Source organism: Pseudomonas sp. GL-RE-26 (assembly GCF_019956275.1).
Taxonomy (GTDB): Bacteria; Pseudomonadota; Gammaproteobacteria; order Pseudomonadales; family Pseudomonadaceae; genus Aquipseudomonas; species Aquipseudomonas grandcourensis.
In genome coordinates, this window is the sequence record NZ_JAHBDI010000022.1 from 52,426 (window position 1) to 77,800 (window position 25,375).

At 64.7% G+C, this 25,375-nt stretch carries 4 protein-coding genes; all 4 read left to right on the plus strand.

Annotated features, from left to right (window positions below):
• Positions 1-25 precede the first annotated feature (25 nt).
• The 4 genes from KGB07_RS15260 to KGB07_RS15275 are packed head-to-tail and all read left to right on the plus strand — an operon-like array spanning position 26 to position 25,296.
• Entirely contained in the window at positions 26-9,274 is a 9,249-nt protein-coding gene (locus KGB07_RS15260; RefSeq protein WP_223465806.1) for a non-ribosomal peptide synthetase, read from the plus strand.
• A gap of 52 nt (positions 9,275-9,326) precedes the next feature.
• Positions 9,327-10,385 (plus strand): TauD/TfdA family dioxygenase, encoded by a 1,059-nt coding sequence (locus KGB07_RS15265; protein WP_223465808.1) that lies wholly within the window; start codon positions 9,327-9,329, stop codon positions 10,383-10,385.
• Between the two features lie 11 nt (positions 10,386-10,396).
• The gene (locus KGB07_RS15270; protein WP_223465810.1) at positions 10,397-13,495 is read left to right on the plus strand and encodes a non-ribosomal peptide synthetase; all 3,099 of its coding nucleotides are present in this window, start codon (positions 10,397-10,399) and stop codon (positions 13,493-13,495) included.
• Complete coding sequence (locus KGB07_RS15275) at positions 13,492-25,296, plus strand: amino acid adenylation domain-containing protein (protein WP_223465812.1); 11,805 nt, start codon at positions 13,492-13,494, stop codon at positions 25,294-25,296. The genes KGB07_RS15270 and KGB07_RS15275 overlap by 4 nt, the downstream gene beginning before the upstream one ends.
• The last annotated feature ends 79 nt before the right edge of the window (positions 25,297-25,375 follow it).

Here is a 25,375-nt window from a genome sequence, read left to right on the forward strand (position 1 = left end):
TGCCTACTGATGCGGATGCCGATAGATGAATGCTGAAGACTCCTTGAAACTTGCTCGCCGGTTTATCGGGTTGCCCCTGGAAAAGCGCCAGATGTTCCTTGCGGCCTTGCACAAGGAGGGCGTGGATTTCGCCCGTTTCCCGATTCCGGCCGGCATCGAGGCCGAGGATCGCCAGGCGCTGTCGTACGCCCAGCAACGCATGTGGTTTCTCTGGCAACTGGATCCCCACAGCGGCGCGTACAACCTGCCGGGTGCGGTGCGGCTGACCGGGCGCTTGAACCTGTCGGCGCTGGAGCAGGCGTTCGCCAGCCTGGTGGCGCGGCATGAAACCCTGCGCACGGTGTTCGCCCGTCAGGCCGATGACAGCTTGCTGCAAGTGCCGGCCGCTGCGCCGCTGCGGATCGAGCACGTGGATTTCAGCGCACTGCCCGCCGAGGAGCGCGAAGGTGCCGTGTCTGAAACCGCCGAACATCAATCGGTGCTGCCGTTCGATCTGTCGACCGGTCCGCTGCTGCGGGTCACCTTGCTCAAGCTCGCCGAACAACAGCACGTGCTGTTGCTGACCCTGCACCACATCGTCTCCGACGGCTGGTCGATGAACGTACTGATCGACGAATTCATCCGCTGCTACGACGCTTTCGATGCGGGCGTGCAACCGCAGCTGGCAGCGTTGCCGATCCAGTACAGCGACTACGCCCTGTGGCAGCGCCGCTGGCTGGAGGCGGGCGAGCAGGCGCGGCAACTGGCGTACTGGCAGGCGCAGTTGGGTGACGAACACCCGGTGCTGGAATTGCCCCTGGACCATTCGCGCCCGGCGATGCCGAGCTATCGCGGCACCCGCTACGAATTCGCGGTCGAGGCGCAACTGGCCGAGCAACTGCGCAGCACCGCACAGAAACACAACATCACCCTGTTCATGCTGCTGTTCGGCGCCTTCAACGCGTTGCTGCATCGCTACACCGGGCAAACCGACATCCGCGTCGGCGTGCCCATCGCTAACCGCAACCGCGCGGAAATCGAAGGCCTGATCGGTTTCTTCGTCAACACCCAGGTGCTGCGCACGCAACTGGACGGCCAGACCCGGGTCGACGACCTGCTGCGCGCCATCAAGGAAACCGCCCTCGGCGCCCAGGCCCATCAGGACCTGCCATTCGAGCGCCTGGTCGAGGCGCTGAAACTGGAACGCAGCCTCAGCCACACGCCGCTGTTCCAGGTGATGTACAACCACCAGCCGCAAGTGGCCGACATGACCTCGGTCAGCACCGCGTCCGGCCTGGAGTTGGGCAGCATCGACTGGCAAAGCCGCACCACCCAGTTCGACCTGACCCTCGACACCTGGGAGAAGGGCGGCAAGCTGCACACCGCGCTGACCTACGCCAGCGACCTGTTCGATGCCGATACCATTGCGCGCATGGCCGGGCACTGGACGCGCCTGTTGCAGGCGATAGTCGACGACTCGACGCAAAAAATCGGCGAGTTGCCGATGCTGACTGCGGATGAGCAGCGAGTGCTGGTGCAGGACTGGAATCGCACCGCCGTGGCCTATCCGGTCGAGCAGTGCATGCACGAGTTGATTCAGGCCCAGGCCCGACGCACCCCCGACGCGCCGGCGCTGGTGTTTGGCGAGCGTCAGCTCAGCTACGCGCAACTCGACACCCGCAGCAATCAACTGGCGCACTGCTTGCGCGAGCAGGGTGTCGGCCCGGATGTGCTGGTGGGGATCTGCGTTGAGCGTTCGCTGGAGATGGTCATCGGCCTGCTGGCGATTCACAAGGCTGGTGGCGCCTACGTACCGCTCGACCCGGAGTACCCGGCCGAACGCCTGGCCTACATGATCGAAGACAGCGCAATTGACTTGCTGCTCAGCCAAAGCACTTTGCTCGGCGCACTGCCTGCCGAGGGCGTCAAGGTCATCGCCCTGGATCAGGAACAGGACTGGCTCGACGGCTACAGCGAAACCTGCCCGCAGGTTGAAGTACATCCGCTGAACCTGGCCTATGTGATCTACACCTCCGGTTCCACTGGCAAACCGAAGGGCGCCGGCAACAGTCACGCGGCGCTGCTCAACCGCTTGTGCTGGATGCAACAGGCTTACGGTCTGGATGGCAGCGACTCGGTGTTGCAGAAAACCCCGTTCAGTTTTGATGTGTCGGTGTGGGAGTTCTTCTGGCCGCTGATGACCGGTGCGCGTCTGGTGATGGCGCCGCCAGGGGCGCATCGTGAACCGGCGCAGTTGATCCGCCTGATCGATGACTACGGCATCAGTACGCTGCACTTTGTGCCGTCGATGCTCCAGGCGTTCATCCACGAGCCGGGTGTCGAGGCTTGCACCGGCCTCAAGCGCATCGTCTGCAGCGGTGAAGCCTTGCCGCTGGATGCCCAATTGCAGGTGTTCAAAAAGCTGCCCGGCGCCGGGTTGTACAACCTGTACGGCCCGACCGAGGCGGCCATCGACGTCACCCACTGGACCTGCATCGACGAAGGCGCCGACAGCGTGCCCATCGGTCGTCCCATCGCCAATCTGCGCACCCATGTGCTGGATGCGCAATTGCTCCCGGTTCCGGCCGGCGTGACGGGGGAGTTGTACCTCGGCGGCGCCGGGCTGGCGCGCAGTTATCACCGGCGTCCGGCGCTCAGCGCCGAGCGTTTTGTACCGTGCCCCTTCCATGACGGTGCGCGCTTGTACCGTACCGGCGACCGCGTGCGGCAGCGTGCCGATGGGGTGATCGAATACCTCGGGCGTCTCGACCATCAAGTCAAATTGCGCGGCCTGCGCATCGAGCTGGGGGAAATCGAGACTCGCCTGATGCAGCATGCGCTGGTGCGCGAGGCCGTGGTGCTGGTGCAGGGCGGCAGGCATCTGGTGGCGTATCTGGTGCTGGAAGATACCGATGCCGATGAGCAGTGGCCGCAAACCCTCAAGGCCTGGCTGCTCGGCAGCCTGCCGGAATACATGGTGCCCACCTACCTGATGCCGCTGGACGCCTTGCCGGTGACCGCCAACGGCAAGCTCGACCGCAAGGCCTTGCCGCCACCCGACGCCGCGCCGCAACAGGCATTCGTCGCGCCGCAGGATGCGCTGCAGACCGCGCTGGCGCAGATCTGGCAGGAGGTGTTGGGCGCGGACCCCGTGGGCCTCGAAGACAACTTCTTCGAGCTCGGCGGCGACTCGATCATTTCCATCCAGGTGGTCAGTCGCGCCCGTCAGGCCGGCATTCGCCTCAGCCCGCGTGACCTGTTCCAGTACCAGACCGTGCGCAGCCTGGCATTGGTCGCGGCGTTCGACAGCCGCAGCACTGTCGATCAAGGCCCGGTCAGTGGCGAGGTGATCCTGACCCCGGCGCAGCATTACTTCTTCGAACAGGCCATCGCCCAGCGCCGGCACTGGAACCAGTCGCTGCTGCTGACGCCCCGGGAAGCGTTGAATCCTGAGGCGTTGGAGCGGGCGTTGGTTACCCTCATCAACCACCACGACGCCTTGCGCCTGCGCTTTATCGACGGCTCCGAAGACGGCCCCGAAGGCTGGCAGCAGCACCACGCAGCGCCAGTCGAGTCAGCTGGATTGTGGCAGCGTCGGGCGTCTTCGGCCGAAGCCTTGACCGCCCTGTGCGATGAAGCGCAACGCAGCCTCGATCTGGCCGACGGGCCGCTGCTGCGTGCCTTGCTGGTCAGCCTCGACGACGGCAGCCAGCGCTTGTTGCTGGTGGTCCATCACCTGGCGGTGGACGGGGTGTCGTGGCGGGTGTTACTCGAAGACTTGCAGCAGGCTTACGGGCAAGTGGCGCTGCCCGAGAAAACCAGCGCCTACCAGGCCTGGGCCGCGCACCTGCAACAGCATGCCGGCACCGTGCCTGGGCAAATGCCGTACTGGCAGGCGCAACTGGCGGATGCCCGTGACCTGCCGTGTGACAACCCGCAAGGCAGCTTGCAGCAGCGCCACGGGCACAAGATCGAGTCGAAACTGGACGCCGATTTGACCCGCCTGTTGCTGCAACAGGCCCCGGCGGCCTATCGCACCCAGGTCAATGATCTGTTGCTCACGGCGCTGGCGCGGGTCATCTGCCGCTGGAGCGGGCAGGGCTCGACGCTGATCCAGCTGGAAGGCCACGGCCGCGAAGACCTGTCCGACGACCTCGACCTGAGCCGCACCGTCGGCTGGTTCACCAGCCTGTTTCCGGTGCGCCTGCAACCCGAGGCCGGGGCGGCGAATTCGATCAAGTCGATCAAGGAACAATTGCGCGCCATTCCCGGCAAAGGCCTGGGCTACGGCTTGCTGCGCTACCTCGGTGAACCGGCACAGCGTCAGGCCCTGCAAGACCTGCCGGCGCCTCGGATCACCTTCAATTACCTGGGGCAGTTCGACCGTCAGTTCGACGACGCCGCGCTGTTGGTCCCGGCTCCGGAAAGCGGCGGCCAGGCCCAGGGCGACGATGCGCCGCTGGCCAACTGGCTGACCGTGGAGGGCCAGGTCTATGGCGGGCAGCTCTCGCTGCAATGGGGTTTCAGCCGTGACCTGTTTGCCGAGTCCACCGTGCAACGACTGGCCGATGCCTACACCGAAGAACTCAAGACGCTGATCGAACATTGCTGCGCGACAACGGCAGGCCAGGTCACGCCGTCGGACTTCCCGCTGGCGCGCATCACCCAGGCACAACTCGATGCCTTGCCTGTTGCGGCGCCGGCCATCGAGGACGTTTACCCGCTGACGCCGATGCAACAGGGCATGCTGTTCCACACCCTGTACGAACCCCAGGCCGAGGCCTACATCAATCAACTGCGCCTGGACATCCACGGCCTGGAACTGGCCGCGTTCGGCCGGGCCTGGCAGGCGGCGATCAACCGGCATGACATCCTGCGCAGCAGCTTCCACTGGCTGGGGCTCGAGTGCGCGCATCAGGTGATTCATCGCCAGATCGACCTGCAACTGCAAGTGATCGAAGCCGCCGACATCGACCGCGATGCACTGGCCGCCGAGGAGCGCAGCCGCGGCTTCGAACTCAGCTCCGCGCCGCTGTTCCGCCTGCTGCTGGTGCGTCGGGGCAGTGAAGACTGGCACCTGATCCATACCAGCCATCACATCCTCATGGACGGCTGGAGCAACGCGCAGTTGCTCGGCGAAGTGATTCAGCACTATGCCGGCCAGACCTTGGTCAGGCCATTGGGGCAATACCGCGACTACCTGGGCTGGATTCAACAGCAGCCGCTGCTGGCCGCCGAACAGTTCTGGAAACAGGCGCTGGCGCCCCTGGAAACACCGACGCTGCTGGCGCAAGCCTTGCCGACGCCCGCCGAAGGGCACGGCATGGGCGAACATCAATTGACCCTTGAAAGCGCATCGCTACAGCGCCTGAGCGATTTCGCCCGCCAGCAGAAAATCACCCTCAACACCTTGCTGCAAGGCGCCTGGGGCCTGCTGTTGCAGCGCTACACCGGCCAGTCCTGTGTGGCCTTCGGCGCAACGATAGCCGGACGCTCCGCGCCGTTGCCGGGCATCGAGCAGCAATTGGGGCTGTTCATCAATACCTTGCCGATCATCGCCGCGCCGCAGGCCGGGCAGTCGGTGGCCCAGTGGCTCAAAGACCTGCAAGCCCTGAACCTGAGCCTGCGCGAGTTCGAACACGTGCCGCTGTACGATATTCAGGGCTGGGACGGGCAACAGGGGGCGTTGTTCGACAGCCTGCTGGTGTTCGAGAACTTCCCGGTGGCCGAAGCCCTCAAGCAAGGAGCGCCGGCGGGCCTGACCTTTGGCGCGCTGCACAATCACGAAATCACCAGTTACCCGCTGACCCTGGGCATCGAAGTCGGCGCCAGCCTGCGTCTGGATTTCAGTTTCGACCGCATCCGGTTCAGCGCGGCGCAGATCAGCCAGTTGGGCGCCAGCCTGCTGCATGTGCTGGCGCAATTTGTTGCCCAGCCACAACAGGCGCTCGGTGCCGTCAGCCTGTTGGACGCTCAGGCCCAAGCCCAGGTAATACGCGGCTCGCAACCACCGGCACCGCAACTGGACAGCCCGTTGCTGGCCCACCAGCGGTTCGAGCAACAAGCGGCCCGCACCCCCGACGCGCTGGCGGTGATGGTCGGTGACGAACGCCTGACCTACGCCCAGCTCAATGCCCAAGCCAACCAGCTCGCCCATCGCCTGCGCGCCCAGGGTGTGGCGCCGGGGCAGCGGGTGGGGCTGTCGGTGCGGCGCAATGCGCAGATGATCGTCAGCCTGATGGCGATCCTCAAGTCCGGTGCCGGGTATGTGCCGCTGGACCCGGATTACCCGGCCGAGCGCCTGGGCTACATGATCGAAGACAGCGGCATGGACCTGCTGCTGGCGCAACCGGGGTTGTTGACCGATGTAGCGCTGCCGCAAGGTTTGCCGCGTCTGGCGCTGGAGCCGGGCGCAGACGCCGGGTATTGCACCGACAACCTGGTCAACCTCGCCAACGCCGAAGACCTCGCCTACCTGATCTACACCTCCGGCTCCACCGGACGGCCGAAAGGCGTGTGCCTGGCCCATGCCGCACTGCGCGAGTTCTGCGTGATTGCGGCGGACTATTCACAACTCACCGCGCAAGACCGCGTGCTGCAATTCGCCACATTCAGCTTCGACGGCTTTGTCGAGCAGTGCTACCCGCCATTGTGCGTGGGCGCGGCGCTGGTGATGCGCGGCGATGAATTGTGGGACACCGACACCCTCTATCGCCAGATCATCGAACAAGGCGTGACCCTGGCGGATTTGCCAGCGGCGTACTGGTTCCTGCTGGCTCAGGAGTGGGCCACGCAACCGCAGCGGGACAAGGGGCGCTTGCGTCAGGTCCACGTCGGCGGCGAAGCCATGTCCCTCGAAGGCCTGAAGCTATGGCACGCCGCCGGTTTGGGCGATGTGCGCCTGCTCAACACCTACGGGCCGACCGAAGCCACGGTGGTGTCCAGCATCCACGAATGCACACTGGCCGATACCCGCAATCACCTTGGCGTGCCCATCGGCAAGGCACTGCCTGGGCGCGCGCTGTATGTGCTGGACAGTGAAGGGCACCTGCTGCCGACCGGTTGCGTCGGCGAATTGTGCATCGGCGGCGACGCCGGCCTTGCCCAGCGTTATCACCTGCGACCGGGCTTGAGCGCCGAACGTTTCATTGCCGATCCGTTTTCCACCACGCCGGGGGCGCGTCTGTACCGCAGCGGCGACCTGGCGCGCTATCGCGAGGACGGGGCGCTGGAGTACCTGGGGCGCATCGATCATCAGTTGAAAATCCGTGGTTTCCGGGTCGAACTGGGTGAACTGGAAGCGCATCTGCAAGGCCTGCCGATGATCAGCGAAGCCGCGGTGCTGGTGCACGAAGGCGTCGGCGGCAAGCAATTGATCGGCTATGTGGTGCCGGCCGATGCCGGGCTGCTGGCGGCGGATGCGTGTCAGCTCACCGACACCGTGCGCCGCACCCTGGGCGAGCGCCTGCCGGACTACATGCTGCCGGCGCAACTGGTGTTGCTGGCCGCGTTGCCGCTCAACCGTAACGGCAAACTCGACCGTGCCGCGTTGCCGGCCCCGCAGGTCTGGGAGGCCGAAGTCGGCAGCGCACCGCAAGGCACGCTGGAAATCGAACTGGCGCAGATCTGGCGGCAGGTGTTGCAGGTCAGTCGCGTCGACCGGGAAAACAGCTTCTTCGAATTGGGTGGGCATTCGTTGCTGGCCACGCAAATCGTCTCGCAGATCCGCCAGCGCCTGGGCCTGTCGGTGAGCCTGCGCAGCCTGTTCGAACATCCGCGCCTCGAGGATTTCGCCGCTCAGGTGCAGGCACTGCAACACAGCTGTGAACGCCCGGCGCTGGTAGCGGACACCTCCGGCGAACGCCAGCCATTGTCCTTTGCCCAGCAGCGCCTGTGGTTCCTGTGGAACCTGGAGCCCGACAGTTCGATGTACAACATGCCCGGTGCCTTGCGCCTGCGGGGTGAGTTGAACCTCGACGCCCTGCGCCTCAGCTTCGAAACCCTGGTGCAGCGTCACGCGGTGTTGCGCACCACCTTTTACGAAGAAGACGGCCAGGCCTGGCAGCGGGTCCACGGGCAATTGCCGTTGAGCTTCGAGGCCAGCGACCTGCGGCAGCGGCCGGTGCCGGACGTCGAGGCGCAGCAACTGGCCCGGGAGGAAGTCGCCCGGCCATTCGACCTGCGCCACGGTCCGTTACTGCGGGTGCGGGTGCTGCGGGTCGCGGATGACGAGCATGTGCTGTTGCTGACGGTGCATCACATCGCAGCCGATGACTGGTCGTTCCGCGTGCTGATCAATGAATTCGTCACGCTGTATCCAACCCTCAACCGTGGCCAGACCCCGCAACTGCCGGCGCACAGCGTGCAGTACGCCGACTTCGCCAAATGGCAGCGCCAGTGGCTGGAGCAGGGCGGCGAGTTGCAGCGCCAGCTCGACTACTGGCAGCAGCGCCTTGCCGAGCCACAGGCGGTACTGGAGTTGCCCGCCGACGGTGACGGGCGTACGACGCAAGAGGGTGCCAGCGCCCATTTCACCTTCAGCGGCGAGCTCAGCCGGCAGTTGCGCGACTTTGCCCAACAGCGCGATCTGTCGCTGTTCATGCTGCTGCTGGCCGGTTTCACCCTGGTCCTGCGCCAGCGTACCGAGGTCAGTCGGGTGCGCATCGGCACCGATATCGCCAACCGAAATCAAGCCGAGCTTGAAGAAATGGTCGGCTTCTTCGTTAACCAATTAGTACTGCAAGTGGAGGTCGATGCCGATCAGGCGGCGGCGCAGTTGCTGGAGGCCTGTCGCCGGGCGGTGCTGGAGGCTTCGGACCATCAGGACCTGCCGTTCGAGCGTCTGGTGGAAGCCTTGCGTCTGCCGCGCCGGGCCGGCCGTTCGCCGCTGTTCGACATCAAGCTGATCTACCAGGAAGGCGTCGGGCGCTTGCCGTCGATGGAGGGCCTGCAGGTCGAGGACTTCCCGTCCGGGTGCCAGGCCGCCGAGATCGGCATGGTCGCTGCGTTCTACAACGATGCCGAGCACATTCACTTGAGTTTCGAATCGCCGGCGGGCCAGTACCTGCCGAGCACGCTGGAGTCATTGTTCGAACAGATCCGGGCGGTGCTCGAAGCGCTGATACGCGCTGACGGGGTGCAGGTCGGTGAGTTGCTGGACCTGGCCGCCGAGGTGCAACGCCGTGCCGATGCGCGCTTGAACGAGCAACGCAAGGCCTTGCTCGGCGGCGCCATGGCGATCAAGCGTCGCTCGGCGAACCGTGCCACGCCAGCAGCGCAATCCGCGGCGGACTGATTCAGTCGGCGGCGCCCTTGAGCGCCGCCGTCAACATTTTCTGGAGGGGTTTATGACCGTTTCAACGACCAAGTCCATGCCCAGGATGGGCCGTGGTGCCCGCAAAAGCCTGTCCACCGATCCGACGCGGCTGGTGAGTTTTGCGCCGATGTTCGAAGGCCTCAGCATGCCGCTGGTGTGCCGTCCGGCCGTGTCCGGCGTGAGCCTGGTGGAATGGGCGACCCAGAATCGCGCGCTGATCGAAAGCAAGCTGCTGGAACACGCGGTGATCCTGTTCCGTGGCTTCCAGGTGGCCGATATCGGCGAGTTCAATCGCTGCGTCGATGCAATTTCCGGCGGTGCCCTGGAGTACCTGTTCCGCGCCTCGCCACGGACCCAGATCAGCGGCCAGTTCAAGATCTACAGCTCCACCGATTACCCGGCGCCGGAGAAAATCTTCCCGCACAACGAACACTCGTATTCGCCGGTTTTTCCGCGTCACCTGTATTTCTACTGCGACACGCCGTCGGCCACCGGCGGTGAAACACCCTTTGGCGATACCCGACGGATCCTCGCGCGGATCGACCCGGCGGTGCGCGAAGAATTTGCCCGTAAACGCATCATGTACGTGCGTAACTACGGCGACGGTATGGGCCTGCCATGGCAGACCGTGTTCCAGAGCGAGGATCGCGGCGAAGTCGAGGCCTACTGCGCAAAAATCGGCATCCAGGCCGAGTGGAAACCGGGCAACCGCCTGCGCACCCGGCAGAACGGCCCGGCCATCGTGCGCCATCCACTGACCGGCGAGCGCATCTGGTTCAACCACGGCACCTTTTTCAATGCACTGACCCTGCCGGACAGCATCCGCGACAACCTGCTGCGTGAATTCGGCCCGCAGGACCTGCCGCAAAACACCTTCTTCGGTGACGGCTCGCCGATTCCCGACGATGTGATCCGCCACCTGCAAGGCATCTACCGCGAGGTGATGGTCGAGTTCGCCTGGGAGAAGGGCGACGTGGTCCTGCTCGACAACATCCTCAGCGTGCATGCGCGCAACGAATTCACCGGCTACAGAAAAATCCTCACGGCCATGGCCATCGCGCAGAAAAGCGCCGACCTGGATCAGGAATAAGGACACCCGACATGAACACCACCGCCCTCGAACCTTCGGTAGACGTATTCCAGACTTCGGCCCAGCAGGCCTTTTATTTGCGTGCCCAGGAGCTGGGCGCACGGCCGCTGTTCGCCGCGCTGACGTTGCCGCTCGCCAGGCCAGTGGACGCCCAGGCGTTGCGCGGGGCACTGGAAACCCTCGGTCAGCGCCATGAAATCCTGCGTACGCTGTACCGCCGCCTGCCGGGCATGAAGTGGCCGGTGCAGAGCTTGTGCGATGCTCTGCCGGTCACGCTGCTGGGCAACCAGCCTTCGGTGGCCGAGGCCTTGAGCCGCAGCCGCGAAGTCATGGTTGAAGATTCGAGTCAGGCGCTGGTGGTGGCGCAGGTTGAAGACGGAGCAGGGCAGGCGTTCATCACCCTGCTGGCCCCGGCATGTAGCTTCGACGAGGTATCGCTGCGGGTGCTGGCGAGTGAACTGGGCAGCCTGTTGCGCGGTGAAACCCTGGGTGACGACGAGGACGCGCTGCAATACCTGGACTACAGCGCATGGCAGGAAGAACTGCGCGAGGAAGACATCGGCCACCAGGGCGCGGCGTTCTGGCGCAACCTGCAACAGCCGTTCGCCGTGACCCATCGCTTGCCGTTCGAAACAGCCGTCGAGGTCACGCTGGTTCGTCGTCAAGCAACGTTGATTGACGCCCCGTGGTTGGCTGGCGTGCAACGGGTCACTGCAGAAACGGGCGTTGAGGCAGAGCAATTGGCGCTGTTACTGTGGACCGCATTCGTCGCGCGCATCGGCCATCAGGAAAAGCTGCTGATGGGCTGGCAGGTGGAGGGTCGCAACGAGCAAACCATCGCCACCCTCGGACGCTTCGCCCGGCGCTTGCCGGTGGCTTTCGAGCACCGCAGCCAGCAGACCCTGGCGCAAGCGTTGGTGGCGTTTGCCGCCAGCGTCGAACAGTCGCTGTCGTGGCTCGATTGCCTCAATGAGTTTGAACTGAGCGCCGAAGGCACCGCGCCGCTGCGTTACGGCTTCGTCTATCAGGCCGCCATTGAAAGCGCTATCGAGGTGGACGACGGCAACCCCGAAGTCCTGCGCCTGCGGGTGCTGGGCGATCAGTTGCAGTTGTCGTGTCTTGACGGTGCGCTGCCCGAGTCGATGCTGGTCGAATGGCTGGAGCAGTTTATCGAATTCAGCCACCAGCTACTGGCATCGCCGGAACTGACCCTGGGTCAGGCGGATCTGCTGAGTGCTGCGCAACGGACTCGCCTGATCGAAGGCTTCAACCCGAACGCTACCGAGCAGGCATTGCCGTGTCGCTTTCTGCAAGAACTGTTCAGCGAACAGGCGCGCCTGCATCCGCAACGCATCGCCCTGAGTGTCAACGGTCAGCGCCTGACTTACGCCGAGCTGGATGCGCGTTCCAACCAGGTGGCCAATACCCTGCGCACCCAAGGCGTGGCGCCGGATCAGATCGTGGCGGTCTACGGCCAACGTTCTCTGGCAATGGTCATCGCCTTGTTGGGCACGCTCAAGGCCGGCGCTGCGTACTTGCCGCTGGACCCGAACTACCCGATCGAACGTCTGGCGTTCATGCTCGCCGATACCGGCGCGCGCCATGTGCTGGCCTGCCAAGGGCTGCCGGATGCATTACCTGGTGAGCGGACAATTTCCCTGATGCCGGGGGCCGAAGTCTGGTCCGCCGCGCAAACCCGGCCTGAGCCACAGGGCGACAGCGCCAATCTGGCCTACGTCATCTACACCTCGGGCTCCACCGGCAAACCCAAGGGCGTGATGATCAGCCATGCCAACGCCGTGGCCTCGACCCTGGCGCGCAACGCTTTCTATCGCCAGCCGCTGCGCGCATTCCTGATGCTCTCGTCGTTCTCCTTCGACAGCTCGGTGGCCGGGGTTTTCTGGGCGCTGGGGCAGGGCGCGACCCTGTGCCTGCCGGACGAAGACAGCTACAAGGCCCCGGCCCGACTGGCGGCGTTGATCCAGCGCGAAGAGATTTCCCACTACCTGACCCTGCCGTCCTACCACGCGCAGATTCTCGAACACCTCGACCACCAGGCGCTGGCCTGTGTGATCGTCGCCGGCGAAGCCTGCGGCAATGCACTGGTACAGCGACATCGCGAGGCATTGCCGGGGGTGGCGCTGGTCAACGAATACGGCCCGACCGAAGGCACCGTGTGGTGTTCGGCCTGGGAGCTGCCGCTTGACCAGGACGATGACAGCGTGCCGATCGGCCAGTCGATTGCCGGCATGCGCATCCACGTGCTCGGTTCGGACCTGCAACCGGTGGCCGTGGGCGTCGAAGGCGAGTTGTACGTTGGCGGTGCCGGCATTGCCCGGGGCTATCTGCAACGGGCCACGCTGACGGCCGAGCGTTTTGTCCCCGACCTGTTCACGAAGGTGGCGGGCCAGCACCTGTACCGCACCGGTGACCTGGCGCGCTATCGCGCCGATGGCGTGCTGGAGTATCTGGGGCGGGTTGACCATCAAGTGAAAATCCGCGGCTTCCGCATTGAACTGGGTGAAATCGAGTCGGCCATGCGCAACGCGCCGGGCATCGAAGACGCCGCCGTGATTGCCCGGGAAACCCCGACCGGCCCGCAACTGTTGGGCTTCGTGGTGTCCCCGACCGACACCGCCGACATCCGCCTCAACGAATTGCGCAGCCATCTGGCCGAAACGCTGCCCGAGCACATGCAACCGGCGCGTTTGCAGGTGCTGGAGCGTTTTCCGCTGATGCCCAACGGCAAACTCAATCGCCAGGCCTTGCTCGATCTCGATGTGCGCCGCAGCGTCTTTGTCGCGCCGCGCAACGACCTGGAAAAAACCCTGGCGGCGATCTGGGCCGAAGCGCTGCACGTCGAGCGCGTCGGCGTGTACGACAACTTCTTCGAACTCGGCGGGCACTCGCTGCTGGCCACGCGCATTCGTGCGCGGATTCAGGAAGAACTGAACCTGGCGATCCCGCTCAAGCTGTTTTTCGACGGTGACACCCTGGAACGGCTGGCGGCGCAGATCGAGCAGTTCCGTGAGCAAAGTGACCATAAAGAAAACGATGTAGACGCCCTCGAAGCGTTGTTCGACGAAGTGGATGAGGAACACGCGCGATGAGTGCTGCACCGGACAGAATGATGACCCTGGCCCAGCGTTTCTGCGGCTTGAGCGCGGACGCCCGGCGTGCGTTGCAACAGAAGATGCACGCCCAGGGGCTGACCCTGGAACTGCTGCCGATCCCGCCACGGGACCGCGCCGTCGACACGTTGCCGGCGTCCTACGCGCAGCAGCGCTTGTGGTTCCTCTGGCAGATGCAGCCCCAGGCCACGGCCTACAACCTGACCGGTGCCTTTCGCCTGAGCGGTGAGCTGAACCGCGACGCGCTGGCGCAAACCCTGACCGCACTGGTGCAGCGTCATGAAGTGCTGCGCACCACCTTTGTCTTCGACGGACAGCAGGTGCTGCAACACATCCACCCGCAGATGGAGGCACCGCTGGTCGAGGCCTCGGCGGCCAACGAGGTCGAATTGCAACGCCAGATCGCCCTCAACGCCGAGCAGCCGTTTGATCTGCAGCACGGCCCGTTGATGCGCTGCCGCTTGATCCGCCTCGATGCGCAGCAACATGTGCTGGTGCTGACCTTCCACCACATCGTCACCGACGGCGGCTCGCTGCCGATCCTGTTGCAGGAGTTCACCCGGCTCTATGCACAGCTCAGTGCCGGGCAGGCCCCGCAGCTACCGGAGCTGGGCATCCAGTACGCCGACTTCGCCCGCTGGCAGCGCCTGTGGCTGGAGGCCGGCGAGGCCGAGCGCCAGCTCGATTACTGGCGTGGGCAGTTGGGCAATGAACACCCGCCACTGAACCTGCCGACCGACCGTCGTCGCCCGGCGATCCCGAGTCAGCAGGGGGCCAGTATCGAGCTGGATATCCCTGCCGCGTTGACCACTCAACTGCGTGATCTTGCCCGCCGCGAAGGCTGCACCTTGTTCATGCTGCTGATGGCGGCATTGCAGACGTTGCTGCATCGCTACAGCGGCGAGCAGGACATCCGCGTCGGCGTGCCGATTGCCAACCGCACCCGCCAGGACGTGGAAAACCTGCTGGGCTTCTTCGTCAACACCCAGGTACTGCGCAGCCAGCCACGGGCCGACCAGCCGTTTGGGCAATTGCTGGCCGAGATCAAGGCCGCGGCCCTCGGCGCCCAGACCCATCAGGACCTGCCGTTCGAGCAACTGGTCGATGGCCTGGGGGTGGAACGCAGCCTGAGCCACACGCCGTTGTTCCAGGTGATGTTCAACCACCAGCGCGACAGCGGCGGCCAGCAACGCTGGGACCTGCCGGGGCTGAGCGTCGAACCGCTGATCTGGGACGAAAAGACCACCAAGTTCGACCTGATGCTCGACACCGTCGAGGGCGACGCGGGCATCCATGCGTCGTTCGTCTACGCCACCGAACTGTTCGACGCCTCGACAATCGAGCGTCTCGGCCGACACTGGCTGAACCTGTTGCAGGCGATTTGCACTGACAGCACGGTTGCCCTGGCGGACCTGTGCATGCTCGACGCCGCCGAGCAGCAGGCGACCTTGCTCGATTGGAATCGCACTGCCGGGTTGAACAGCGATCAGGCGAACCTGTTGTGCGCCCATCAACTGATCGAGGCCCAGGCCGCCGCGCACCCGAACAACATCGCCGTGACCTGCGACGGCGTCACCCTCACTTACGCCGAACTGAACCGCCGCGCCAACCGAATCGCCCATCGCCTGCGCGAGCGCGGCGTCGGCCCGGACGTGTTGGTGGGCATCGTCCTGGAGCGTTCGCTGGAGATGATCGTCAGCCTGCTGGCGATCCTCAAGGCCGGTGGTGCCTACATGCCGCTGGACCCGCAATACCCGCAGGATCGCCTGGCCTACATGCTCGCTGACAGCGGCACGCGCCTGTTGCTGACCGATTCCGCGCTGTTGCCGCGCCTGCCGTTGAACGCAGGCATTGAAGTGATCTGCCTCGATCACGCCAGCGACTGGCTGTCCGAGGCCAGCGCCGACAACCTGTCGAACCTGACCACGCCAGCGAACCTGGCCTATGTCATCTACACCTCCGGTTCCACCGGCAAACCGAAAGGCACGCTGTTGCCCCACAGCAACCTGACGCGCCTGTTCAGTGCCACCGAACACTGGTTCGGTTTTAACGCCGACGATGTCTGGAGCCTGTTTCACTCCTATGCCTTCGACTTTTCCGTGTGGGAAATCTTTGGCGCGTTGTTCTACGGCGGCAAGCTGGTGGTGGTGCCCCACGCGGTCAGCCGCTCCCCGGAAGACTTCGCCCACTTGCTTCGTGACGAGCGCGTCACAGTTCTCAACCAGACGCCCTCGGCCTTCCGCCAGTTGCTGCCGTTCGCCTGCGCCAACGCGCAAAACATGGCCCTGCGCTGCGTGGTGTTCGGCGGCGAGGCGCTGGACGTGGCCAGCCTGCGTCCGTGGTATGACGCCTTCGACGACCGGCAGCCGTTGCTGATCAACATGTACGGCATCACCGAAACCACGGTGCACGTGACCTACCGACCGCTGTCCCGCGCCGACCTCGACGGCGCCAACAGCTCGCCGCTGGGGGAGCCGATCGCCGACCTGCGCTGGTACGTGCTCGACCTGCGCCTGAACCCGGTGGCCAAGGGTTGCGTCGGTGAGCTGTACGTCGGCGGTGCCGGCTTGGCTCGCGGCTACCACCAGCGTTCCGATCTGACCGCCACGCGGTTTGTTCCGGACCTGTTCGCCGCCGAGTCGGGCGCACGCCTGTATCGCACCGGCGATCTGGCGCGGTACTGCGCCGATGGCAGCATCGAGTACGCCGGGCGTATCGACCATCAAGTGAAGATCCGTGGTTTTCGAATTGAACTGGGGGAAATCCAGGACCGCCTGCAAAGCCATCCGGCCATCGAGCAGGCGCTGGTCCTGGCGCCCAAGGTCAATGGCAGCCCGCAACTGGTGGCGTGGTTCACCGCGACCGGTGACGACAGCGATTTGCGCCAGTCCCTGCGTGAACATTTGCAGGCCGGTTTGCCGGATTACATGGTGCCGGCGCACCTGATCAAACTCGACCAATGGCCGCTGACCGGCAATGGCAAGCTGGATCGCGGCGCATTGCCCAAGCCCGACGCGGCATTGGCGCAGCAGGCTTACACGGCACCGCTGGACGAGATGCAGGCTGCATTGGCGGCGATCTGGCAGGACGTGCTCAAGCTCGAGCGGGTAGGCATCGACGACAACTTCTTCGAACTGGGCGGCGACTCGATCATCTCGATCCAGGTGGTCAGCCGCGCGCGTCAGACCGGGATTCGCATCACCCCGCGAGACCTGTTCCAGCACCAGACCGTGCAGAGCCTGGCGAAGGTCGCGGTACGCAGCTCCGGGTTGCTCATCGATCAGGGGCCGGTGCGCGGCGAGGTGCAACTGACACCGATCCAGCACTGGTTCTTCGAGCAAGACATCGAGGCCCGTCACCACTGGAACCAGTCGCTGCTGTTGGAGCTGCGCGAGCCGCTGGACAGCGCCAGCCTGCAACAGGCCTTGACTGCATTGGTGGAGCATCACGATGCATTGCGCCTGCGTTTGCGTAATGTCGACGGCGTCTGGCAACAGACCCAAGCCGAGCAGTGGAACAGCGCCGAGGTGCTGTGGCAGCGCCAGGCCGCCAATACCGATGAACTGCTTGAACTGTGCAACGCCGCGCAAGCCAGCCTGAATCTGCAGGACGGCCCGCTGTTGCGCGCGTTGCTGGTGGACATGGGCGCAGCGGGTCAGCGCCTGTTGCTGGTGGTGCATCACCTGGCGGTGGACGGCGTGTCCTGGCGATTGCTGCTGGAGGATTTGCAAACCGCCTATCAACAAGCGCAGCAAGCTCAACCCTTGCGTCTGCCAGCGAAAACCAGCGCCTATCAGGCCTGGGCCACTCGCCTGCAATCCCATGCGCATAGTGCCGGATTGGCCAGCCAGGCCACTTACTGGCAAGACCAGTACCGCGACGTGCAAGTTGAACTGCCCGCCGACAACCCCCAAGGCAGCCTGGCCAGCCAGCACGCCGTCAGCGTGGAAACCGTGCTCGACAGCACCTTGACCCGCCGACTGCTGCAAGATGCTCCGGCGGCTTACCGCACCCAAGTCAACGACCTGTTGCTGACGGCGCTGGCGCGGGTGCTGGGCCAATGGACCGGTCAAACTTCGACCCTGGTGAAACTGGAAGGCCATGGCCGTGAAGACCTGTTCGACGACATCGACCTGACCCGCACCCTGGGCTGGTTCACCTCGATTTTCCCGGTGAAAATCACCCCGGCTGGCGATCTGGCCGGAAGCATCAAAGCAGTCAAGGAACAGCTGCGCGCCGTGCCCGACAAAGGCATCGGTTTCGGCATCCTGCGCTATCTGGCCGACGCCGGCCTTGAGGGTCTGCCGTCACCGCAGGTCACCTTCAACTACATGGGCCAGTTCGACGCGAGTTTCGACGAGAACGCGCCATGGCGTCCGGCCAAGGAAAGCGGTGGCGCCGAGCAGGGCGCGTCGGCCGAACTGGACCGGGGCCTGAGCATCAACGGTCAGGTATATGCCGGGCAACTGCGCCTGAGCTGGACCTTCAGCGGTGAAGTGTTCAACCCGCAGACCGTGCAGCGCCTGGCCGATGCCTACGCCTTGGAACTGCAACAGCTGATCGAACATTGCCTGAGCGGTGCCGGCGGGTTGACCCCGAGCGACGTGCCGCTGGTACGCGTCGATCAGGCGCAGCTGGATGCATTGCCGCTGGCGGCCAGCCAGATCGAAGACATCCTGCCGCTGTCGCCGATGCAGCAAGGCATGTTGTTCCACAGCCTGTTCGCCCCGGATGCCGGGGCCTACATCCCGCAGATGCGCGTGGACGTGCAGGGGCTCGACGTCGAGGCGTTCCGTGACGCCTGGCAGCAGACGCTCAATCGCCATGAAGTTTTGCGCGCCGCGATCTTCAGCGAAAGCAACGGCTCGCGGCCGCTGCAAGTGATCCTGGCCGACGCCACACTGCCATTGACCGTGCTCGACTGGCGCGATCACACCAAGGTTACTGAAGCGCTGGATCGCCTGGCCGAGGACGACCGTTTGCGCGGCTTCGACCTGACAGCAGCACCCTTGCTGCGCCTGACCCTGGTGCAGACCGCCGATGACCGCCATCACCTGATCTTCACCAACCACCACATCCTGCTGGACGGCTGGAGCACTTCGCAGTTGTTCGGCGAAGTGCTGCAGCGTTATTCCGGAATCATGCCCGCGCCAAGCGTCGGTCGTTATCGCGATTACATGACCTGGCTGGGCACCCGTGATCGCGCCGCGTGCGAAGCGTTCTGGCTGGAGCAGTTGCAGTCGTTCACCGAGCCGACGCGACTGGCCGGCGCCTTGCCAGGACCGGTTGCAGGGCAGGGCGATGCTCATCGCACCCTGCACCTGAGCCTGGATCGCGCCGCCACCGAGCGCCTGAGCGGCTTTGCCCGTCAGGCCCGCGTCACGCCCAACACCCTGCTGCAAGCGGCGTGGCTGTTGCTGTTGCAGCGCTACACCGGGCAGCAGACCGTGGCGTTCGGCGCCACGGTGTCGGGGCGTCCGAGTGAGTTGCAGGGCATCGAGCAGCAGATCGGTCTGTTCATCAACACCTTGCCGGTGATCGCCACACCGCACCCCGAACGCACGGTCAGCCAATGGATCGATGAAGTCCAGGCACTCAACCTCAAGTTGCGCGAAGTCGAATACACGCCGCTGGCGGATGTACAGCGCTGGGCCGGTCATTCCGGCGAAGCGCTGTTCGACACGCTGCTGGTGTTCGAAAACTATCCGGTGGCGCAAGCGCTGGAAGAGGGTAGCGCCAGCGCGTTGAAGTTCTCCGGCATCAGCCACCACGACCAGACCAGCTTCCCCCTGGCCATCGCCGCCGAGCTGGGTGAATGCCTGGATTTGCGTTTCAACTACGACACGGCGCTATTCAGCGCCGAAGCCATCGAAGGCTTGAGCACACGTCTGCTGGCGTTGCTCGATGCCATGGTGAGTGCGCCGCAGCAGCCATTGGGGCGCTTGAGCCTGCTCGATGCTGCACAAACGGCGCAGCAGGTCGAAGGCTTCAACCGCACCGCGCAGGCCTGGCCGGATGTGCGCCCGGTCTACCAATGCTTCGAGACCCAGGTACTGCAAACCCCGGAGGCCCCGGCCCTGGTGTTTGCTGGCCAGACCCTCAGCTATCGCGAACTCAACCAACAGGCCAACCGCCTGGCGCACTACCTGCGCAGCCAGGGCGTCGGCGCCGAAGTGTTGGTGGGCATTGCCGCCGAGCGTTCGCTGGAACTGGTGATCGGCTTGCTGGCGATCATGAAGGCCGGTGGCGCGTACGTGCCGCTGGACCCGGACTACCCGCGCGAACGCCTGGACCATATGTTCGAAGACAGCGGCGTACACCTGCTGCTGACCCAGCGGCATTTGCTGCAGCAGTTGCCGATTCCAGCCGCCACCACGGCGATCTGCCTGGACGACATGGCGCCGTTGCTCGAAGGCCGCAGCGGAAAAAACCTGCCCTGCGTGGTCGAGCTGCAATCGCTGGCCTACATGATCTACACCTCCGGTTCCACGGGCAAACCCAAGGGCGCGGCCAACCACCACGATGCCTTGTACAACCGCCTGGCGTGGATGCAGGGCGCGTACCCACTGGACGGGCGCGACACGGTGCTGCAGAAAACCCCGTTCAGTTTCGACGTGTCGGTCTGGGAGTTCTTCTGGCCATTGATGACCGGTGCACGCCTGGCCGTGGCCGAACCGGGCGCCCATCGCGATCCGGCGCAACTGGTCAGCCTGATCGAGCAGTACCGGGTCAGCACCCTGCATTTCGTGCCGTCGATGTTGCAGGCATTTGTCCAGGGCGAAGGCTTCGAGCGTTGCGCCAGCCTGCGGCAGATCCTGTGCAGCGGCGAAGCCCTGTCGGCGGACTTGCAGCACAGCCTGTTCCGCGTTTTGCCGAACGTCGGTCTGTACAACCTGTACGGCCCGACCGAAGCGGCCATCGACGTGACCCACTGGACCTGTGTCGACGACGGTGGCTTCAGCGTGCCGATCGGTTATCCGATTGCCAACCTGGTGACCTACATCCTCGACGACAGCCTGCAACCGCAAGTGCAAGGTTGCGTCGGTGAGCTGTACCTGGGCGGCATCGGCCTGGCCCGTGGTTATCACAACCGTGCGGACCTGACCGCCGAGCGCTTTGTCGCCAGCCCGTTCGGTGAGCAGGGCGAGCGCCTGTACCGCACCGGCGACCTGGCGCGTTACCGCGCGGACGGCGTGATCGAATACGTCGGGCGCATCGACCATCAAGTGAAGATCCGTGGCTTGCGCATCGAGCTGGGGGAAATCGAAGCCTGCCTGCTGGAGCATCCATCGGTGCGCGAAGCGGTGGTGATCGCCCTCGACGTCGGCAAATCCAAACAACTGGTGGCTTACGTCGTGGGTGATGCCGCTGTCGATCCACTCAAGCAACACCTGCGCAATGCGCTGCCCGAGCACATGCAGCCGAGCCACGTGCTGCTGCTCGACCAGTTGCCGGTGACGCCGAACGGCAAGCTCGACCGCCGCGCACTGCCACAACCGGACCAGCAAGTGCGCGAATACATTGCACCGCGCAGTGCCGTGGAAACAACGCTGCAAGCGGTGTGGCAGGCGTTGTTCGAAGTGCCGCAGATTGGCATGCAGGACAACTTCTTCGAACTGGGCGGCGATTCCATCGTCTCGATCCAGGCCGTCAGCCGCGCACGCAAGGCCGGGTTTAGCATTTCCCCCAAGGACGTGTTCAGCCACCCGACCATCGCCGAACTGGCGACGGTCGCTCAACCGCTCACGGCGGATCGAGCCTTACCGGCTGTGGTTGCACCGACAGCAAAAATCGAACTGAGTGAAGCGCAATATCAGGTGCTGGAATTGACGGCGGACGAAGTCGAGGACGTCTATCCGCTGTCGCCGATGCAGCAGGGCATGCTGTTCCACTCGGTGCAGGACGGCGACTCGGGGCTGTACGTCAACCAGATCGAAGTGGGCGTGCGCGGAGTTGATGGCGCGCGTTTCCGCGAAGCCTGGGCCGATGCTGCTCGGCGTCACGGGATTCTGCGCACCGCATTCCTCTGGGAAGGCGACAAGGAACCGCTGCAAGTGGTGTTGCGTGACGCGCCGTCACTGCTCACCGAACTGGACTGGCGCGGGCTGGATAATCAGCCCGGGCGTGTACGCCAACTGGCCCTCGAGGAGCGCGAACGCGGCTTCTTGCTGAACCGTTCACCCTTGTTGCGCCTGTTGCTGGTACGCCTGGAGGACGACCGCTATCGCCTGATCTGGACCTACCACCACATCCTCATGGACGGCTGGAGCGTGTCGCGCCTGATCGGTGAAGTGCTGCGTCATTACAGCGGTGAGGAGCACGAGCCGCTGGCGGCCTATCGCGACTACATCGACTGGCTCGGCCAGCAAGTCACCGAGGCCAGCGAAGCGTTCTGGAAAGGTAAACTCAATAACCTCGAAGGCGCCACCCACCTGGCCCGCGCCTTGCCGGTCAAGGCACCGCAAGCCGGTTATCACGCGATCTATACGCACCTGAGTGCACAGCAGACCGCGGGTTTGCAGGCCTTTGCCCAGCAACAGCAAGTGACCCTCAACACCCTGGTGCAAGCCGCGTGGCTGTTGCTGTTGCAGCGCTACACCGGCCAGCGCACGGTGACCTTTGGCGCCACGGTGTCCGGCCGCCCGGAAACCCTCAACGGCTCGGAGAACATGCTCGGGCTGTTCATCAACACCTTGCCGGTGGTCAACACGGTGCCGACTGAAGCCCGAGTCGGCGACTGGCTGCGCGAACTCCAGGCCTACAACCTCGACATCCGCGACTTCCAGCAGACCCCGCTCAGCGATATCCAGCGCTGGGCCGGGCAGGGCGGACAGTCGTTGTTCGACAGCATCATCGTGTTCGAAAACCAGCCGGTGGACCGCACCCTGCGCGAGTGGAACGGCGATTCCCTGCGCTTTGAAGATGTCTCCGATTTCGGCCTGACCAGCTTCGCCATGGACCTGATGGTCAGCCTCGATGAAGGGTTGCGCATCGAGTACATGCACCAGCGCGATCAGTTCGATCTGGCGACCGTCGAAGTGCTGCGCAGCCACATGGAAAGCCTGATGCAGCGCCTGTGCGACGACGCCGGGCGCGCCGTCGGTGAGCTGGGCCTGCTGACCCTGGACGAAGGCCGGGCGCTGGACGGCGAACTGCCGGTAGTGGCGGACGGCGACGAGACCCCGGTGCACGAGCTGATCCGTCAGCGTGCGCGACGGCAACCGGAGCACACGGCGCTGGTCCTGAGCTATGCCGACCGTGACGCCGAGCAGTTGAGCTACGCCGAGCTAGACCGTCGCTCCGATGCCCTGGCGGTGCATCTGTTGGAACAGGGTGTGCAGGCCGAAGACGTGATCGGCGTGTTCATGGAGCGCTCGCTGGAGCTGGTGGTGTCGCTGCTGGCGGTAATGAAGTGCGGCGCCGCCTACGTGCCGCTGGACCCACAATACCCGCAGGAACGCCTGCGCTACATGATGGCCGACAGCGACATGCGCCTGCTGCTGACCCAGGAGCGACTGCGCGATAGCGCACAACTCAATCCGGGCACGGCGATGGTCGCGGTGGATCGCTTGAACCTCGACGTCGAGGTGCCGGCACCGCAACGCGCGGTACATGCCGGGCAACTGGCCTACCTGATCTACACCTCGGGTTCCACCGGCAAGCCGAAAAGCGTCGCCGTGGCCCACGGGCCGTTGAGCATGCACGTGCAGGCCATCGCCGAGCTGTACGAGATGGACCCGGACAATCGCGAGCTGCATTTCATGTCGTTCGCCTTCGACGGTGCTCATGAACGCTGGATCACCGCGCTGATCAGCGGCTCGACCCTGGTGATCCGCGACAACACCTTGTGGACCGCCGAACAGACCCTGGCGGTGCTGCACCGCCAGCGCATCAGCGTCGCCTGCTTCCCGCCGGCGTACCTGCTGCAACTGGCCGAGCACGCCGAGTTGCAGGGCGGTGATCCGCCGCCGGTGCGCATCTATTGCTTCGGCGGCGATGCGGTGCCGGACGCCACCTTCGAGCGGGTCAAACACACCCTCAAGCCGCAATATTTGGTGAACGGCTACGGCCCGACGGAGACCGTGGTCACGCCGCTGCTGTGGAAAATCGCCGCCGACGGCCACTGCCAGGCGATGTATGCGCCGATTGGCCAACGTGTCGGCGCCCGCAGCCTGCACGTGCTGGACATGGACCTCAACCCGCTGCCGGTGGGCATGGTCGGCGAGTTGTACATCGGCGGACGGGGTGTCGCGCGCGGCTACCATCGCCATCCGTGGCAGTCTGCCGAGCGCTTCGTCGCCGATCCGTTCAGCACCGAGGGCGGGCGCCTGTACCGCACCGGCGACCTGGTGCGCCGTCGCGAGGATGGCGTGTTCGATTACGTCGGGCGAATCGACCATCAGGTCAAGGTGCGCGGTTTCCGCATCGAACTGGGTGAGATCGAAGCGCGACTGCGCGAGCAGGCCAGGGTCAACGATGCGCTGGTGGTGGTGCGTGACAACGGCCAGGGGCCGCAACTGGTGGGCTATGTGGTCGCGGCGCAAGACGATGGCCTCGGCCCGCGTTGCCAGGCGGCATTGCGCGAGAGCCTGCCCGACTACATGGTGCCGACGCAGGTCGTGGTGCTGCCGCGCTTCCCGCTGACCCCCAACGGCAAGCTCGACCGCAAGGCCTTGCCGGATCCGGCCTTCACCGGTCGCGACTACGTGGCCCCGCGCACGCCGCTGGAGTGGGCGCTGGCGGAGATCTGGCAGCAGGTGCTGGGCATCGAGAAGGTCGGCATTACCGACAACTTCTTCGAGTTGGGCGGTGATTCGCTGCGCACCCTCAAGGTGATCTCGAAAGTCCGTGCCCTGAATGAGCCTGGCTTCCAGCTCAAACTGCGGGACATGATGGCCAAACCGACGATTGCCGGGTTGTCCGGTGTCGATGAACAGCCGCTGCGACAGAGTCCGCAACCGCTGTTGCTGCTCAATCAGGTGGTAGACGATCAGCCGCCGCTGTTCTGCCTGCACGCCGGTTTCGGCACGGTGTTCGACTACGAGCCACTGGCCCGGCGCCTGGAGGGCGAGCGCACGGTGTACGGCGTGCAATGCCGGATGCTGCTCGACCGGCAGTGGCACGACACCTCGCTTTCGCAGATGGCCGCCGACTACGTCGAGGCGATCCGCGCCCGGCAACCCCAGGGCCCGTACCACGTGCTGGGCTGGTCGCTGGGCGGCGCGTTGGCGTTGATGGTGAGTGACCTGTTCGAACAACAGGGCCAGCGTGTGGCATTCGTCGGTCTGGTGGACTGCTTTGTGCCGACCCAGGCCAATGCCGTCGCCAGCCCGGATGAGTGGCGCGTGGATCTGGCCGAGTTCCTTGGTGCAACTTTGGGTATGGACGACGCAGTGATCGCCCAGGCATTGAATGCCGAGAGGTCAGGGGACCACGACGCCGTGGCGCGGGTCATTCGCGCGGTGATCGACAGCGAAAGCGATCAGGCCAGCGGTTACGCGCTGCTCGGTGCCGACGAGTTGGCCCACACGTTCATGGTCAGCACGCGGTTGAAGGCGCTGTCGCGGCAGGTCGAAAGCCTGCCGATTACGCAGGCCGAACTGTATTGCTGGTGGGCCGACGGCAACCCGACGGCCGAACGCGCGACGCTGGAACGTCAGCAACCACGGCTGCGCAAGGTGCAAACGGTAACGGCCGGCCACTTCGATATCCTGCAGCAGGATGAGTGCCTGGACGCCGTGGTGGCGGCGCTTGGCCGGGAGGTGGTGCCGCAGTTCTAAACCAATCATTTGTGGTAAGGCAGCTTCCCTGTGGCGAGGGAGCTTGCTCCCGCTGGGTCGCGAAGCGGCCCCAAAACCG